The organism is Maribellus sp. CM-23 (assembly GCF_021354595.1).
In the GTDB taxonomy this organism is placed as follows: domain Bacteria; phylum Bacteroidota; class Bacteroidia; order Bacteroidales; family Prolixibacteraceae; genus Draconibacterium.
In genome coordinates this window covers 131,514-147,293 of sequence record NZ_JADWYJ010000005.1, presented here as the reverse complement: position 1 = coordinate 147,293, position 15,780 = coordinate 131,514, and the positions used below count along the sequence as shown (strand labels likewise).

Sequence of the window (15,780 nt, the reverse complement as noted above, 5' to 3'; positions counted from 1 at the left end):
AAGGTTTTGCGGTAGTTTTATTTATAAATCTATAAACTTTATATTATGTCATTACCGGGTCAACGAACGACTACTTCAAGTATGGATTGGGATGATTTTAAGTCCTTAATTTTTAAACTTGAGAGAGATAAAAACTATAAATATTGTTTGCTTATCACAATAGGAACTTTTACGGGGCTTCGAATATCCGATCTTCTCCAATTAAAGTGGTGCCAATTTGATGACGCTGATTATTTAAATGTTGTCGAGAAGAAAACAAAAAAAGACCGGAAGATTAAAATCAATCCGGATCTATTAGATTTGATTGGAAGGATCAAAGTTAAAATGGAAATTACAGACACCAATCAATATATCTTTCTTAATAGATATGGTACAAAGCCAATCGATAGAAGTTGGGTTAATGTCAACTTGAAGAAAATCTTCAAAAAATATAATATTAAAGTTGAAGGTAATGTTTCAACGCACATGTTTAGAAAAACACTTGGGAACAGGGTCCTGAAACTGAATAATTATAGTAACGAAAGTATAGTTTTGCTTAATAATTTATTTCAACACTCCTCGATCCAAGTCACCAAGGTCTATCTCGGCATTAAAGAACGTGAAATCATGAGTGTTTACGATAGCTTACGCTTATAGCTTCCCATTATTCCTGCTTCCTTTTTAATCACACTATTAAATGAACTCATTTACAACTCCCGAAATATATTATCGGTGAAGCTTTTAAGATAGCAGCACTTCAAAATTAATCTTGATTTAAAAGGAAGTGAAAGTATGGTTTTAAGACCCTGTCAACTTACTTAGGGTAAAATCTAAATCAGTTATAAAATTTAATTCATTAATCCCATTGTATATGAAACCTGAGCCAACAATCTTCCTTTCTTCGTTTCTTAGGTAAATCTGTCTTGAAAATTCCGCTTTTGGGGTTACTTCTATATAAAAAAGATGACCGTACAACCACATTTGATAAAAGCCATAATCATTTATTTCCGACTTGCTTTGGGGAGTAAATGGTACAAGTGGTTGGTCAATGTCATCCGGCAATAAATACACTCCATTATTATCAGCGTAATATAATGGGATATCACCAATATCAAATCTTGTAAAATTTCGAACTCGATCAAATTTATCTAAATGTCCTTCTCCAATTTGTCTATGAAACTCTTGAAGGAATATCTCGTAAATTCCTCTTTTAAACTGTCTTGTAAAATTCTTAATGAAATATCTCTGAAGCTTAAATCTATTTTTAATACGTAGCAACCCTTTTGATCTATAATATTCAAAATACATAGACCTAAGTATTGGTTTGTTTTTATCCGGCTTTTTTGATATTGTTTGAATAATATATTTTGAAACATTCAGAATCTCCTTGAACGCTGTCTCAACTGACATCTGATATGGACTTGATTTCTCAACACTCCCAAAATAAGTATTGCAAGAATCACATATATCAAATCCTATTACATTAGATCCCAATTTCTTCGAGATTGTATGAGGTTTGTTGAAAAATGTAACGTCAGGTTTTTGCTTTAGACACCAAATACATCTTCCAAACTTAATATATTCCATTTTCATAATCGAAAATTACCATTTTAATCATAATGGGTTTCAACTATTATCAATTATTCTAAAGCAAATAGTTATATTTCAATTCAATCCACTATTTTTATGGTTACTAATAATCTCTTGAATTAGAGTTTGTACCACTCCAAATGACCGATAAAAAAGTATATACACTTTATACAATACTAAAAGGTATAAGAAATTATCTTGAGGTACGAATCAAAGGGAAGGAATTTTGGTTAAAAGTTGAATTGGCAAATATTAATTTTCACTCAAGCGGTCATTGTTATTTAGAATTAGCCGAAACTGAAAATGGAAGAAGTATAGCACAATGTAAAGGTGCAATTTGGAAAAGTACTTTAACAAACATCAGGAATTCTCTTGGGGGAGATTTCAATAACATTATTAAAAAAGGGAATGAAGTTCTTTTTTTGGTAGAGATTCAATTTACGGAGCAATACGGTTTAAATATCATTGTAAAAGATGTTGACATCAACTTCAGTCTTGGAGCATTGGAAAAGAAAAAACAAGAAACAATTGATAGGTTAAAGAAAGAGGAACTTTTAAATAAGAACAAAGAAATCAAAGTTCCAATTGTGATTCAAAAAATTGCAATAATTGGATCTCCTGAAACTGCTGGCATAACAGACCTTAAAAAACAACTTGAGAACAATTCTTACGGTTATCATTTTGACTATCAAATATACCCATGTTTAGTGCAAGGTGAGAAAGCAGAATTTGAAATTGTTGATCAATTGAAACAATTAACAACCAGTTCATTTCAAATTATTGCACTAATCAGAGGCGGTGGGTCTAAGCTTGACTTGGATGTTTTTAATTCATATTCTATTTGCAGGGAGATAGCACTTCACCCAATTCCTGTTTTTACAGGCATAGGTCACGAGACTGATATTAGTGTTGCTGATTTGGTTGCCAATGTACATCATAAAACTCCGTCTGCGCTTGGGAGTTATATTGTTGAAAAAGCACATAATTATGAAGTTAAGGTTATAAGTGCTTACAGTTATATTATTGAGTATAAAAACAAAATCTTAGAAGAAAAGAAAAGTCATTTGAAACTAAATATACAAACGTTAACCTCAAAATCAATCTCAATCACTCAAATAAGAAGGGGAGATTTACACTCAAACATGAACAGGATTATTTCTGAAGCACGTCAGAAATTAAATGCTGAACAGAATATTATCAGAGTTGGTGAGGAAGTGTTAAAATCAAATCCATCGGCATATATCATAACGTTGAATAAGAAACTTAATCATACACTAGAATTGATTCAAATAAATTCGGAAGGGAAAATTAAAAATGCATTGTCTGAATTTAATCAGATTATGGAATTAATTGTATCATATTCATTGAAGAAAATTGAAGAAAAATTGAAATACACTTCTCACGTTAATGACATTATTGGAGTATATCACCCTGATAATATTTTATTAAAAGGTTATGCTATTCCTAAGATTGATGGCAAATTACTTAAAACCCAAGAGTTAGATAAAAATACTGAATTAGAAATTGAATTATTTAAAAGGATAATTATTGTGTCATACCTAAAAGATAAACCAAAATGGAAAACCTCGATTATGAACAAGCTGCTAAAGAACTAGATCAAATCCTAGCCGATTTAAAAACGGATACAATATCAATTGATAAACTTGCAGAAAAGGTCGAAAGAGCTGCAAAACTTGCAACATTTTGTTCTCAAAAACTACGAACTACTGAAGGGAAAATTAAAGAGATTGTAGAAAAATTAGGACTGTAATTTATGAGATTAAGAAATCTCTCAAAAGGTAGTTTTTTTGTAGTAATTCAAATTCTATTTGCTGCGATTAGTTCAGCTCAGATTCCAAATGGTTACTACACCACCGTTCAAAACTTAACCGGTGAGCAACTTAAAACCGGACTCCACAACATCATCAAAGACCATGTTGAATTTCCATATACATCTTCATCAACCGACACATGGGATATACTAAAAGAAACCGACAAAGACACCACCAATCCCGAAAATGTAATACTTTTTTATAGTGGTTGGTCAGTCAATGCAGCCCAAGAATATAACGATAGCACAGGTTGGAGTAGAGAACATGTTTGGGCTAAATCGCATGGTGATTTTGGAACAACAATGGGTGCAGGAACGGATGTTCATCATCTCCGGCCAGCTGACATCACCGTAAATTCTGCTAGGAACAATAAAGATTTCGACAATGGTGGTTCTTTGTATGTGGATGGTGATGGTGCAACAGAATGTTATACTGATGCCGATAGTTGGGAACCAAGAGACGCTGTGAAAGGTGATGTTGCTAGGATGCTATTCTATATGGCAACACGTTATGAAGGAGAAGGAGATGAACCTGACCTTGAATTGGTGGATACAGTTAATACCTTTGATTTAAATGAATCCGGCAAGGGGTATATGGGTAAACTTTCAACCCTTTTAGAATGGAATAAAGAAGATCCGGTGGATTCATTTGAAATCCATAGAAATAATGTGATTTATACTTATCAAAAAAATAGAAATCCATTTGTGGATCACCCGGAATTTGTAGATCTGATTTGGGGAGATACTAATACAACCGTGGTGGATGTTTTCAATATAAAGGAAATACATTTATATCCCAATCCCGCTTCAGAGTATATAATTATAGAAGCACCATTTGAAGGTGATGTCACCGGAGAAATATTCAATACAAATGGTGTCTCTGTATTACATTTTGAATTCGTTGGATCATCGACAAGGATTAATATAGCAGGGTGGTCTGATGAGATATATTTTATTAAAATAACTAATGGTGATGTGATTTACCGGAAGAAAATGGTGGTGTCTGACCTCAATTGAACAATACTTTTTTCATGATTCAAAAAATTCTATTCAAAGGAAAAAGAAAAATAGTAATGCTGCTTCGGATGATTCAACACCCTTGTAATAACCTATTATAGACCTTGTTTTATTCATTACCTTACCATCTTGTACATACCCAACAATAGACCGTAATTTATTTTTTACGGTGTTTCCATCAATATAACCAATAATTGACCTTGAAGAATTCATCACAGTACCATCTTTTATGTAACCGATGATAGACCGTGACCTATTCATAATTGTTCCATCGTCAACATAACCAACTATTGAACGAGTTTTATTCATGACGGTTCCATCCTCTATATATCCAATAATACTACGACTGTTATTTTGAATCTCCTGTCCATCAACTTTACCTGAAAGACCAAGTAATAAAACAATCAGAGTGAAAAATGTAATCTTCATTTTTTGAATTTGTTTTAATTTATGAATGATTTGAATGAGGATGCAATCTTCTTTCTGATTTCATTATTATTTATTACAACTCCACCAAAAGACATCTCTCCAATATCCATTAGCATACAATCATTTATATAGATTTGAGATTGTTCCCAAACAAAAGGATGTTCTTCTTTTGATTTTTGTAAACTGTTTTTTAATTCCTCATTATTTTTAAATTGATATATACTAAAAGAAAACATTTGACCTTCCTTTTCGGATTCGTAGGTACAATCACCAATGAGTTTGTCTCCAAATTCATCCCTTACTACTGATTGTTTATAATGTTTTATTTCTCCGATAATTCCATCATTTCTGAAGTGTAGAATTAATTCATCAATTAGTTTTGTGTTTAATTCTGAAGGTAAAGTAGTATTAGTTTCAACATCATTTGTTTCATTTGGATTCGATTCATGAAATAATGTCCCGACCAATAACAATGCAACAATTGACATTATGACCCACCAAATTGTACTAATTCCACTTTTCCCTCTGTTATTCGACTTTTTCTGTGATTTTACCATATTATCACCAACGACTTGTTCTCCACAATTAGAACAAAATTTGGATGTTGGATTTAGTTTATTTCCACAATTTCGACAATAACCCATGATTTTATTTATTAGTGATTAGTTTATTCAAATATTGATTTTAACCATTCAGGGAGATTATCTTTATAGTCAGGAAAATAAATTACAAGGACAATTACCAAACCAATAATCAGAACGACACCAACAATACTTTCAATGATTTCAAGGGTGTCGTAAGAGATTTTAGTTTTATTATTACTTTCAATTGTCTTACTTTCTTGAGCGATACTCCCTAATTTTTCAATTCTTTCACCAAGTTCAAAAAATGATTTTATGTCTTTAATTTTAATATCATCTTCATCCTTAATTTCAGATGAACGTTCAACAAATTCTTTTGCTAATTTTGTTGTTTCCAACACAAAGGTTTCATCTAATTCAGTTTCTTCTTTTGAACCGTCTTGAATTTTTGGTGGTTTTCTTTTATTGTTTTTAGATGGTGTGAAATCGACCTTGTTAGTTTTTACACCAAATTCGGTGGAAAAATCCATAAAGTTTTTACTCGACTCTGTATTGATTTCAGTATCTTCTGTTTTAGTTGTATTTTCTTTCTCTTTTACTTTAGTTGGATTTAAAATATCTGACTCAATTTTAAATCCACACTCTGTACAAAAATTTGAATCAGATATAATCTTAGTTCCACAATTTTCACAGTATGCCATTTGTTTGGTTTTTAATTGAATCGGTTAGACATATCAGTTTTGTCAATTGAGCTTTCATATTTGGTTATAATATATCATAACCGTTAATCAAATATAAAACAAAAAATTAGATGTCGATTAATGGCATCTAATGGAATTCGAACAATTGCAAATAAGAGTTGGTACAAAAATCAAGAAGCTGAGGGAAGAAAAAGGAATCTCTCAACAGGATCTTGCAGCAATGTGTAATTTCGAAAAAGGTAATATGTCATTTATCGAATCGGGAACTCGTAATCTCACCCTATTATCACTTTATAAGATTAGTAAAGCTTTAGGAGTAGATGTCAAAGATTTAGTTGATGTTGGATAGGATTTTTATTTTCAACATCGTTTAATTTACAGGAAGTTCATTGAAGGAGATTTGTAGAGATAGGTTTTTCAGCTTTCCTTTTCTCCCTGATGAATAAACTCCAGACAATTCCACGAGCATTAGATTGAAATGGAATCCATGTATCAGGTCTTACAACATCATGGGGATCAATTTCACGAAGTTTATTTAAGATTGGAATTAATTCCGGTTTAATTACTTCTTCAATCTCGTCAATATAACTTTCAAAATTTGAGACAAATTCAAATGCATTCATAATAATTGAATTAACACGATATGCTAAGATAAATAATTATTTAAGAGGTTTTATATTCAAATCTTTTTGATCTGTGAAATATTTCACCCACAAATTAATTGGCAGATTCGCAAACTAGGAATCCTTGTAAAATAGACTATTTCACACCTTTTCCAGCTTGCGCGGGAGTCTGAAGAATGATCGCAAAGATCAAATTGGGGAAATGTGAATTGGCAATTCAATGTAGATGGAAGGAAGTATTACAGGTGATGTATTCTGATATCAAAGCTAATTAACTTCGAAAGTTCTTGACGACAAATGATATATTGCAATTTTTTTAAGATTCTTATTGGGAATATTTCAATTATCAAAAATTACATCTTCTAACAAGATGCAATTTACTCTATATCTGAATGTTAGAAATACCCTAAATATATCCTATTGTTATTTCCCCCGGTTGGGGATAATTTCCACCTCCAACCAAAGCAACGTCCGAAATCGTATGGTGGGGCGACCTGAAAGGCCGGCGGGTCATCAGCGAAGTTTCCTTGTCGATCTTACCGGCAACCGAATGAATTTTGGTGGTTTCGAGTGCTTCCTTTAGCGAAAAGGGCGGAAGAATCGTAGGGATGCGCTTCGCCAACATCGTTTTCCCGGATCCGGGAGGCCCGACAAGAATTATATTATGACTTCCGGCAGCCGCAATCTCCAGCGCTCGCTTTACATTTTCCTGTCCTTTTACATCCGAGAAATCGAGCGGATTATTGGTTACTTGCGCATAAAATTCAGCACGGGTATCAATCACCGTTTCTTCGAGTGCCGGTTTCCCGTTCAGGAAGTCAATCACTTCCACAATATTTTCGGCACCGTACACTTTAAGCGTATCCACTACTGCTGCCTCCCGCGCATTTGCCCGGGGAAGAATAAATCCTTCAAAACCTTCTTTGCGGGCATTAATGGCTATGGGCAACACTCCTTTTAGCGGCTGCAAAGTCCCGTCGAGCGACAATTCGCCCATTAAAACGTATTTCGATAGCAAGGAAGCATCGATCTGCCCCGAAGCGGCCAACACTGCCGCTGCCAACGGAAGATCGTAGGCAGAGCCTTCTTTGCGGATATCGGCAGGCGCCATGTTGATAATGATCTTTTGCTTGGGCCATTTGTAGCCATTTAAACGCAGAGCCGATTCAATGCGTTGCTGACTTTCTTTTACGGCACTGTCGGGCAGGCCAACCAACATGAATTTAATTCCGGTGGTAACGTCCACCTCCATGGTAATGGTAGTGGCATCGATTCCAAAAACTGCGCTTCCGAAGGTCTTTACTAACATATACGGGGACTTTAGTAATCCTTAAATTTAGTGATTTTCAGCGATTAATAAAATCGAACTTTTTGCTGAACGCCTTTTTACAATTACTATCGATGCAAGGAAAAGCTAGTTATTTTCTTATTGCAAATAAAGACGAGTCAGAATGCACACAAAAACCTGGGACTCTATTTTCCGAAATCTCTCCATGGCATAACTTCCCCAATACTTCGTGATTGTCGTTCGTTTCCTCCATACACCAATGTTTTTGTGAGATTCTTTTGTTTCGTTAAATTTTCCCACCACAATAATCTACTGAACATATCTGACATAACAGTTTGCCCCGCTTTTATTTCAACCAGATTTAACTGCTGTTCTTCCTGAATTATCAAATCCACTTCATTCCCGTTAGAATCACGCCAAAACCAGACATCCTCAAAAGTATTCTTATGACTAATACGTTTTACATATTCTGCAACCATCATATTCTCAAAGAGATTTCCTTTTACAGAATGAGTTAAAAGCTGTTTAGAAGAACTTATTTTCAACAGATAGCACAGCAATCCTGAATCGTAAAAATAAAGTTTTGGTGTTTTTACTATTCTTTTACTAAAATTTTCATGATACGGAAAAAGCTGAAAAACGATGTAGCTATTTTCAAGTGCCGAAAGCCACGATTTTGCGGTGGGCTGAGAAATGCCACATTCGTTGGCAAGTGAGTTTAAGTTAAGTAACTGGCCGGCACGTGCGGCACAAAGTCCCAGAAAGTTCTGAAAAAGCCGGATATTTTTTATGGCAACCAATTCACTTACATCACGCTGAACATACGTTTGAATGTAATTCGAATAAAAAATTCTTGATGGAATATCGCGATCATAAATGGCAGGATAGAATCCCCTTACGAGACTATCAAGATAATCATCGTCTAACAATCCTTCCGACTGTAATTCCTGAAAATCAAATGGAAATAAGCGAAAAATTGCAACCCTGCCAGCAAGGCTTTGGGTAATGCTTTCCATCAGGTGAAAATTCTGTGATCCCGATAAGATAAACTGTGCTCTTTCACCACTTTCATCAACAAGAGTTTGAATGTATGAAAATAACGCGGGGACCCGTTGTACTTCATCAAGAATAATTTTACGGGAATAGCGGCTGAAAAAACCATTGGGGTCGGTTTCCGCAAAATTGCGGTTATCAGGGTTTTCCAAACTAACATATTCATAATCCGGAAAAGCTGACTTTAACAAAGTCGTTTTCCCTGATTGTCGTGGTCCCGTAACAGCAATCACCGGATACTTTGTGCCATGCTGCATTATTCGACTTGCGATCTCTCTATTAATCATCACAATCTACTAATAATCAAATATAAATATACTACTTAATTTGAATTTACATGGCTTTAATTTTGAATTTACATAGACTCATGTTTGAATTTACATAAAGATTATTACCATCGGATGAATGCATAGATAAAATTCGTATGACTTTAGCAACCTCTGCCCCTGTTTACAACTGACTGAAATCGGCCGGAGTCAGAAATTTCTTCTGCACCTTACTTACCGAGTTGGCATATTCAGGTTTGTTTTTCATTACATTCCATTCCGGGCTGCCGACAAATTTCGCCCAGTTGGCCTCGCGTTCTTCCATGTCGTTAAACCACAGCATGTACGTTAGAGCAGGCATGTACTGTCCGGCCAGGTGCTGCCCAAAAAATACCGAATGTAAGCCCACTTTGTCAAACAGCGGAAGTTCCTCGTCGTTAAACATTTTTACCTTGCGTACCCCGGCATCTTCGTTGTAACTCTCGTAGGTCCTCAGCTCGAAAAGGCCACGACTTTTTGCCGGTTCTTTTAAACGCGGAATGCCATCAAAAGCTTCCAGCAAAAAGGTTTCGTACCGTTCGAAAACCGGATTATCAGCCGGAAGATTCAGGTAGTCGTTTGCCGCCTTTAGAAACGAAGGATCCGACCGCATTCCCTGAACGGCTTCAAAATAAGCAGCCAAACTACGATGGGCGTGCAGAATGTACATGACTGGCGGATCTTCTTTACTGTACTCGTTAAAAGCACCCACCGTGGCACCTCTTTCATTCAGAAAAGGAATCACCGCTTCGGTGTAGAATTTCTTCAGCTGATTTCGGCTTCCACCGCTTTTCAGATGGAACACGCGAAGTTCGTAAATGTCTTTTTCAACGATGGGTGAAGTGTTGGCCTTTAAACTGCCGGCAGTCATTGCAGCACCGGTTGCCAGTGCTGACTTTTTCAGAAATGATCTTCTTTCCATGATTATTGGTTTATTTTGGTTCTTTGGTTTTAGTCTCTAAAAACGATCATTTAGAGGAACTCTAAGATACTTTTATTCACCGATAAATAAATGTCGTGTTCAACAAAATTTGGCTGACAGCAAGTGAGTATCCAGGAAACATTACCGGGAAACGAGCACAAAAAATGCAACAACGACTCAAAATTGCTCGTCATCGACGCTCCGGAATGCAAAAACGACCCGGATGGATACAAAAACGACGTAGCGGAACGGAAAAACGACTCGGATGGATGCAAAAACGACGTTGCGGAACGGAAAAATGACGGTAAAAAATACAAAAACGATGCAACGCAACTACCGGTCGCGCGGGAACGATGTGCTGAATCTGCTGAAGGATCAGAAAAGCTTCTTCCGCTTTACCAAATACGAAAACAGGACTTCTTTAAAATCTTTGTTGATATCGGCCTCGGCCAAATCGATCTGGTACTGGCCACATTTCACTTTCAGGTCGTCGAAATATTCTTTAACCGTTGAAACGTAGTGTTTTTTTACTTCCCAGGGATTGAACTTTACCACCTGTCCACTTTCCAGATCCACAAATTTGTGCGGCCGGTTGGAGAACTCAAATTCGCGTTCCAGCGAATGATCGGTGACATGAAAAAGAATGACTTCGTGTTTGTTGTAACGAAGATGCTGAAGCGCCGAAAAAAGCTCTTCGGTTTTCTGACTGTCGAGCATGTCGCTGAAAATGATCACCAGCGAGCGCTTGTGGATATTCTCGGCAATTTGGTGAAGCACCTGTGTTGTGTTGGTGTTTTTCCGCAAATGCGCATTTTCGGGCTGGATCAGCTCCGAAAGTTTGCTGAACATGATCTCGGCATTTACCGACGAAAGCCGGGGTGTGGAGTGAAACTCAATTTCATCCGAAAAAAGCGTAAGCCCGACAGCATCGCGTTGTCTCCGCATCAGGTAAATAAGCGCGGCTGCGGTGTACACCGAAAAAGCCAGTTTGTTCTGAAGGTGTTTGCTGCCTTTTGAATACGGAAACAACATCGACGAAGAAGTATCCATCACCAGCTGGCAACGCAGGTTGGTTTCCTCTTCGTATTGTTTTACAAAAAGCTTGTCGGTGCGGGCATAGAGTTTCCAGTCGATCTGGCGGGTTGATTCTCCCTGGTTGTAAAGCCGGTGCTCGGCGAACTCCACCGAAAAACCATGAAAAGGACTGCGGTGAAGACCGGTAATAAAACCTTCCACCACCTCCTGAGCGATCAACCCCAGGTTATCGAACTGATGAAATTGCTCTATGTCGAAGATGTTTTTCACTTTCCAAAAATGAATTCACCGGGTGACTAATTGACACAACTCAGAGTCACCCGGTGAATAGTATTTCGTTACGGATTACAGCAGAGCATCCAGTTTAGTGGTAAACGCCTGTTTTGGAGCAGCGCCCACTTGTTTGTCAACCACTTCGCCGTTTTTGACGAACAAAACAGTAGGGATGTTACGGATTCCGTACTTCATGGCAACTTCCTGGTTGCTGTCTACATCCACTTTCCCAATTACTGCTTTTCCTTCGTATTCTGCCGCCATTTCTTCAACGATCGGAGCAATCATACGACACGGGCCACACCAAACAGCCCAAAAGTCCAACATAACCGGTTTGTCTGAATTCAAGACCAATTCCTCGAAATTGGCATCTGTAATTTCTAAAGCCATAATATATTCTTTTAATATTTGTTGTTATAATTTGCGCAAAACTAACTAATTAATTCTATAACTCACGTCCGGCTGATCGTCAAAAAAGCTTAAGAAATCATCCGAAGGATCAACCTTTGCTGTTCTTGAAAACATTTCTAATTGCATATTGTTTTCGGGGTCGTACACAACAAATTTCAGCAACGCGTTTCCTTTGTGTTCTTTTGCCAGATGATCAATATCCGTCACCAGTTTTTTATTGAGCGCTGAAATGGGCATATTGATGGTAACACTTTTCACATAATTCGACCTTACATCGGATAACAACTCGATGCTGTTCACCTTGTACTCGTAAAAATTACTGTTGAAGCGGGTTTTCACCGTTCCCCGAACCATTACAAAAAGTCCGGTTTTACAGTACTTCCCAAAGTTGACATAGTCGTTTCCAAAAAAGAAGAGTTCTTTGGAATCGGTGTAATCCGACAAAGTCAGCGTTGCATACATGTTCCCGTTTTTTGACTGTCCTTCACGCGAGGCAGTCACCATTCCGCCAAAAGTCAAATCTTTGTCCTTCAGCTTCTCAATATCCTCATTTAATTCTTTCAGCGAAACATCTCTCGAACAGAAGTTTTCCAACTCAAGCCTGTAATCGTCCAGCGGGTGAGCTGTCAGGTAAATACCGATCAGGTTTTTTTCTTTCTCCAGCAGGATAATTTTTGCCCATTCTTCCACGGGCGGAATGGTCGGCTTTTTTACCACCGAACCGGTATCGAAAGCACCAAAAAGGCTCTGCTGTGCACTGTTGCTCTCCTGCTGGAGCTTGTTTCCATAACGGATCAGCTTCTCAATAAAGTTCGTATCATCGTTTTCGTGCTCACCTGCAAAAAAACAGCTGCGTTTCATTCCCAGGTTGTCAAACGCCCCGGCCATTGCCAGCGCTTCCAGGTTTTTCTTGTTTACGGTCTGCAGGTTGACGTTTTCCACCACGTCGAAAATGGTCTTAAACCCTTTCAGCTTTTCCCGCACGTTAATAATGTTCTGAACAGCTCCTGCGCCCACACCTTTAATCGCGCCCATTCCAAAACGAATGTCTCCGTTTTTATTGGCGGTGAACTTCACAAAACTCTCGTTTACATCCGGTCCAAAAACATTCAGCTTCATGCGGCGGCATTCCGTCATCAACTTGGTGATATCGGTAATGTTACTGAGGTTACGGCTAAGGTTGGCCGCCATAAACTCTGCCGGAAAGTGGGCTTTCAGGTAACCGGTTTGATAGGCAATGTACGCATAACACACCGAGTGCGACTTGTTAAAGGCGTAAGAGGCAAATGCTTCCCAGTCTTTCCAGATCTTTTCGATGACATCGTCGGGCTTTTTACCCGTATTTTTACATTCGTTTACAAACTGAAGATTGGCTTTACACCCGTCAATAAATTTTGCTTTCAGCTTGTTCATCACCGCCATAATCTTCTTACCCATCGCTTTACGAAGCGTATCGGAGTCACCACGCGTAAAACCGGCCAGTAAACGCGAAAGTAACATCACTTGCTCCTGGAACACCGTAATACCATAGGTATCGTTCAGGTATTTCTCCATCATTGGAACGTCGTAATCTACTTTCTGCCGTCCGTGTTTACGGGCAATGTAATCGGGGATGTATTCCATTGGTCCCGGGCGGTACAAGGCGTTCATGGCCACCAGGTCTTCAAAACGGTTGGGCTTCAGATCCCGAAGGTGCTTTTTCATCCCGTCCGATTCAAACTGGAAGATCGCGGTGGTTTCGCCGTGGCTAAACAGGTCAAAGGTTTTTTTATCGTCAAAAGGTATTTTTTCAATGTCAACTTCAATCCCTTTTGAAATCCGTATATTCTCCAATGCTTCCTTGATAATCGAAAGCGTTTTCAATCCCAGGAAGTCCATCTTCAGCAAACCAATGTCTTCCACAAAACGGCCGTCGTACTGAGTGGTCAGAAGGTGTTCTTCATCTTTGGTCGGCATCAGCGGAATATGGTCCGAAAGCGTATCGCGGCTGATCAGAATCCCGCAGGCATGAACGCCGGTTTGCCGGACCGATCCTTCCAGTGTTTCGGCAAATTTGATGGTTTGCGCTACCAGTTCGTTAGGCGATTTCTTTTCAGCTGTCAGTTCTGGACTTTCCTTGTACGCTTTGGCAAAACTCATTTTCGGTGCATCGGGCACCAGTTTTGCCAGGCGGTCGGCTTCGGGGAGCGGAAGTTTCAACACCCTTGCCACATCGCGGATGGATGACTTGGTAGCCATGGTTCCGAACGTACAAATGTGGGCCACTTTATCGCGCCCGTATTTATTGGTTACATAATCGAGTACCAGTTGCCGCCCGTCATCATCAAAGTCGATATCCACGTCGGGAAGCGATATACGGTCGGGGTTCAGGAAACGCTCGAAAAGCAGGTCGTACTTAATCGGGTCGATGTTGGTAATTCCGCAACAATAAGAAACGGCTGCACCCGCTGCCGAACCACGCCCCGGACCAACTAACACTCCGTTATCCTTGGCCCAGTTGATAAAATCCTGCGTAATAAGGAAGTACCCCGGGTACCCCATCACCTTAATGGTATTCAATTCGAAGGTAAGCCGTTCTTCCACCGAAGCTTCGAGCGGATCGCCGTAACGTTCCTTGGCCCCCTCGAAAGCCAGATGCTCCAGAAAAGCGGATTCAAGCTTTACGCGCAATACTTTGTCGTAGCCCCCCAGGCGCTCAAAAGCAGCGTCGCCGAATTCTTCGCGCAAATCGGCTTCCGAATATTTTTGGGCAAATTCTTCTTCTGTTCCAATTTCCTCCGGGATAGGAAACACAGGCATAATGGGGGCAGAGTTCAGCTCGTAATTCTCGATCTTCTCCACCACTTCCATGGTGTTTGCCAGCGCCTCCGGAATATCGCCAAAAAGCTGGTTCATTTCGGCCTGCGTTTTAAACCATTCCTGTTTGGTGTAACGCATCCGGTTCGGGTCGTCAAAATCCTTCCCGGTATTCAGACAGATCAGCAGATCGTGCGCATCAGCATCTTCCTTGTTGGTAAAGTGAATATCGTTGGTAGCAATCAGTTTCACTCCCAGCTTTTTTGCCAGCACCACCAGCTGCTTGTTCACCATTACCTGCCAGTCGTATACCTCCTGCCGCTGTTCGATCGCTTCTGCCGGGTGACGCATCAACTCCAGGTAGTAATCTTCTCCAAATAAATTCTTGTACCACAAAATAGCATCTTCGGCATCTTTCATGTGGTTGTTCATGATCAGCTGCGGAATTTCCCCCCCCAGGCAAGCCGAAGAAGCAATCAATCCTTCGTGGTGTTTTAGCAGCAATTCTTTATCAATACGCGGCTTGTAGTAAAAACCTTCGGTATTGGCGACCGAAATCAGTTTGATCAGGTTACGGTAACCGGTTTTATTTTTGGCCAGCAAAATAAGGTGATGCCCCGAACGGTCCACCTTATCGTTTTTGTCATTAATTGTACGGGATGCCACGTACGTTTCGCAGCCCAGAATGGGTTTAATCTCACTTTTGTTACAGGCAGCATGAAATTCCTTGATGCCAAACATGGTACCGTGGTCAGTCAGCGCCAGCGCGGTCATATTGTCCGACTTGGCCTTGTTAACCAGGGCCGGAACACTGGCTGCCCCGTCGAGAATTGAATACTGTGAGTGTACGTGTAAATGCGTAAATGGAACCATAAATATACGTTTCAAAAAGTCCCTTAAAGGTACTTAATTTGGCTGCGGCGAAGGGGCTTTGTTAATAAAATTT

General features: G+C 38.8%; 16 protein-coding genes. 5 read left to right on the top strand and 11 right to left on the bottom strand.

Translation table 11 applies throughout. The annotated features are described in order from the left end of the window. Positions 1–45 precede the first annotated feature (45 nt). Complete coding sequence (locus INQ51_RS17040; RefSeq protein WP_233379156.1) at positions 46–636, top strand: tyrosine-type recombinase/integrase; 591 nt, start codon at positions 46–48, stop codon at positions 634–636. Between the two features lie 141 nt (positions 637–777). Here INQ51_RS17040 and INQ51_RS17035 read toward each other — a convergent pair whose 3' ends face one another. Next, complete coding sequence (locus INQ51_RS17035) at positions 778–1,572, bottom strand: hypothetical protein (RefSeq protein WP_233379155.1); 795 nt, start codon at positions 1,570–1,572, stop codon at positions 778–780. Between the two features lie 137 nt (positions 1,573–1,709). Here INQ51_RS17035 and xseA point away from each other — a divergent pair, with 137 nt between their 5' ends. The 3 genes from xseA to INQ51_RS17020 are packed head-to-tail and all read left to right on the top strand — an operon-like array spanning position 1,710 to position 4,417. Then, positions 1,710–3,185: an exodeoxyribonuclease VII large subunit gene (gene xseA / locus INQ51_RS17030; protein WP_233379154.1), complete on the top strand. Its 1,476-nt coding sequence runs from the start codon at positions 1,710–1,712 to the stop codon at positions 3,183–3,185. Further along, the gene (xseB, locus tag INQ51_RS17025; RefSeq protein ID WP_233379153.1) at positions 3,146–3,340 is read left to right on the top strand and encodes an exodeoxyribonuclease VII small subunit; all 195 of its coding nucleotides are present in this window, start codon (positions 3,146–3,148) and stop codon (positions 3,338–3,340) included. Before xseA ends, xseB begins: the two co-directional genes overlap by 40 nt. A 3-nt stretch (positions 3,341–3,343) precedes the next feature. Continuing rightward, positions 3,344–4,417: an endonuclease gene (locus tag INQ51_RS17020; RefSeq protein WP_233379152.1), complete on the top strand. Its 1,074-nt coding sequence runs from the start codon at positions 3,344–3,346 to the stop codon at positions 4,415–4,417. Positions 4,418–4,450: 33 nt separating this feature from the next. On the opposite strand, the gene INQ51_RS17015 is transcribed toward INQ51_RS17020, so the two are convergent. Genes INQ51_RS17015 through INQ51_RS17005 form a run of 3 tightly spaced genes read right to left on the bottom strand, consistent with a single transcriptional unit; the run spans position 4,451 to position 6,128 of the window. Beyond that, positions 4,451–4,846, bottom strand: coding sequence for a 5-fold beta-flower protein (locus INQ51_RS17015; protein ID WP_233379151.1), 396 nt, complete (start codon positions 4,844–4,846; stop codon positions 4,451–4,453). A gap of 14 nt (positions 4,847–4,860) precedes the next feature. Continuing rightward, positions 4,861–5,490 carry a zinc-ribbon domain-containing protein gene (locus INQ51_RS17010; protein ID WP_233379150.1) on the bottom strand — a complete coding sequence of 210 codons (630 nt, stop codon included), beginning with the start codon at positions 5,488–5,490 and terminating at the stop codon, positions 4,861–4,863. A gap of 23 nt (positions 5,491–5,513) precedes the next feature. Beyond that, entirely contained in the window at positions 5,514–6,128 is a 615-nt protein-coding gene (locus INQ51_RS17005; RefSeq protein WP_233379149.1) for a zinc ribbon domain-containing protein, read from the bottom strand. A 130-nt stretch (positions 6,129–6,258) separates the two neighbouring features. Here INQ51_RS17005 and INQ51_RS17000 point away from each other — a divergent pair, with 130 nt between their 5' ends. Then, a complete protein-coding gene (locus tag INQ51_RS17000) occupies positions 6,259–6,477 on the top strand; it encodes a helix-turn-helix domain-containing protein (protein ID WP_233379148.1) in 219 nt (72 codons plus the stop codon). A gap of 37 nt (positions 6,478–6,514) precedes the next feature. Here the strand turns inward: INQ51_RS17000 and INQ51_RS16995 are convergent, their stop codons facing one another. The 7 genes from INQ51_RS16995 to dnaE form a co-directional block, all read right to left on the bottom strand. Next, positions 6,515–6,751 carry a hypothetical protein gene (locus INQ51_RS16995; protein ID WP_233379147.1) on the bottom strand — a complete coding sequence of 79 codons (237 nt, stop codon included), beginning with the start codon at positions 6,749–6,751 and terminating at the stop codon, positions 6,515–6,517. Between the two features lie 406 nt (positions 6,752–7,157). Beyond that, positions 7,158–8,060, bottom strand: coding sequence for a YifB family Mg chelatase-like AAA ATPase (locus tag INQ51_RS16990; RefSeq protein WP_233379146.1), 903 nt, complete (start codon positions 8,058–8,060; stop codon positions 7,158–7,160). A 164-nt stretch (positions 8,061–8,224) separates the two neighbouring features. Continuing rightward, positions 8,225–9,379, bottom strand: a complete 1,155-nt coding sequence (locus tag INQ51_RS16985; RefSeq protein WP_233379145.1) for an ATP-binding protein — start codon at positions 9,377–9,379, stop codon at positions 8,225–8,227. 163 nt (positions 9,380–9,542) lie between these two features. Next, a complete protein-coding gene (locus INQ51_RS16980) occupies positions 9,543–10,319 on the bottom strand; it encodes an NIPSNAP family protein (protein ID WP_233379144.1) in 777 nt (258 codons plus the stop codon). Positions 10,320–10,694: 375 nt separating this feature from the next. Further along, complete coding sequence (locus INQ51_RS16975) at positions 10,695–11,624, bottom strand: DUF58 domain-containing protein (protein WP_233379143.1); 930 nt, start codon at positions 11,622–11,624, stop codon at positions 10,695–10,697. Between the two features lie 75 nt (positions 11,625–11,699). Next, complete coding sequence (gene trxA / locus INQ51_RS16970; RefSeq protein ID WP_233379142.1) at positions 11,700–12,017, bottom strand: thioredoxin; 318 nt, start codon at positions 12,015–12,017, stop codon at positions 11,700–11,702. Positions 12,018–12,062: 45 nt separating this feature from the next. After that, entirely contained in the window at positions 12,063–15,707 is a 3,645-nt protein-coding gene (gene dnaE, locus INQ51_RS16965) for a DNA polymerase III subunit alpha (RefSeq protein ID WP_233379141.1), read from the bottom strand. Positions 15,708–15,780: the final 73 nt, after the last annotated feature.

Excerpts from the sequence above, each read along its gene's own strand:
- INQ51_RS17040 (WP_233379156.1), top strand. The coding sequence starts at position 46 with ATGTCATTACCGGGTCAACGAACGACTACTTCAAGTATGGATTGGGAT.
- INQ51_RS17035 (WP_233379155.1), bottom strand. The coding sequence starts at position 1,572 with ATGAAAATGGAATATATTAAGTTTGGAAGATGTATTTGGTGTCTAAAG.
- xseA (WP_233379154.1), top strand. The coding sequence starts at position 1,710 with ATGACCGATAAAAAAGTATATACACTTTATACAATACTAAAAGGTATA.
- xseB (WP_233379153.1), top strand. The coding sequence starts at position 3,146 with ATGGAAAACCTCGATTATGAACAAGCTGCTAAAGAACTAGATCAAATC.
- INQ51_RS17020 (WP_233379152.1), top strand. The coding sequence starts at position 3,344 with ATGAGATTAAGAAATCTCTCAAAAGGTAGTTTTTTTGTAGTAATTCAA.
- INQ51_RS17015 (WP_233379151.1), bottom strand. The coding sequence starts at position 4,846 with ATGAAGATTACATTTTTCACTCTGATTGTTTTATTACTTGGTCTTTCA.
- INQ51_RS17010 (WP_233379150.1), bottom strand. The coding sequence starts at position 5,490 with ATGGGTTATTGTCGAAATTGTGGAAATAAACTAAATCCAACATCCAAA.
- INQ51_RS17005 (WP_233379149.1), bottom strand. The coding sequence starts at position 6,128 with ATGGCATACTGTGAAAATTGTGGAACTAAGATTATATCTGATTCAAAT.
- INQ51_RS17000 (WP_233379148.1), top strand. The coding sequence starts at position 6,259 with ATGGAATTCGAACAATTGCAAATAAGAGTTGGTACAAAAATCAAGAAG.
- INQ51_RS16995 (WP_233379147.1), bottom strand. The coding sequence starts at position 6,751 with ATGAATGCATTTGAATTTGTCTCAAATTTTGAAAGTTATATTGACGAG.
- INQ51_RS16990 (WP_233379146.1), bottom strand. The coding sequence starts at position 8,060 with ATGTTAGTAAAGACCTTCGGAAGCGCAGTTTTTGGAATCGATGCCACT.
- INQ51_RS16985 (WP_233379145.1), bottom strand. The coding sequence starts at position 9,379 with ATGATTAATAGAGAGATCGCAAGTCGAATAATGCAGCATGGCACAAAG.
- INQ51_RS16980 (WP_233379144.1), bottom strand. The coding sequence starts at position 10,319 with ATGGAAAGAAGATCATTTCTGAAAAAGTCAGCACTGGCAACCGGTGCT.
- trxA (WP_233379142.1), bottom strand. The coding sequence starts at position 12,017 with ATGGCTTTAGAAATTACAGATGCCAATTTCGAGGAATTGGTCTTGAAT.
- dnaE (WP_233379141.1), bottom strand. The coding sequence starts at position 15,707 with ATGGTTCCATTTACGCATTTACACGTACACTCACAGTATTCAATTCTC.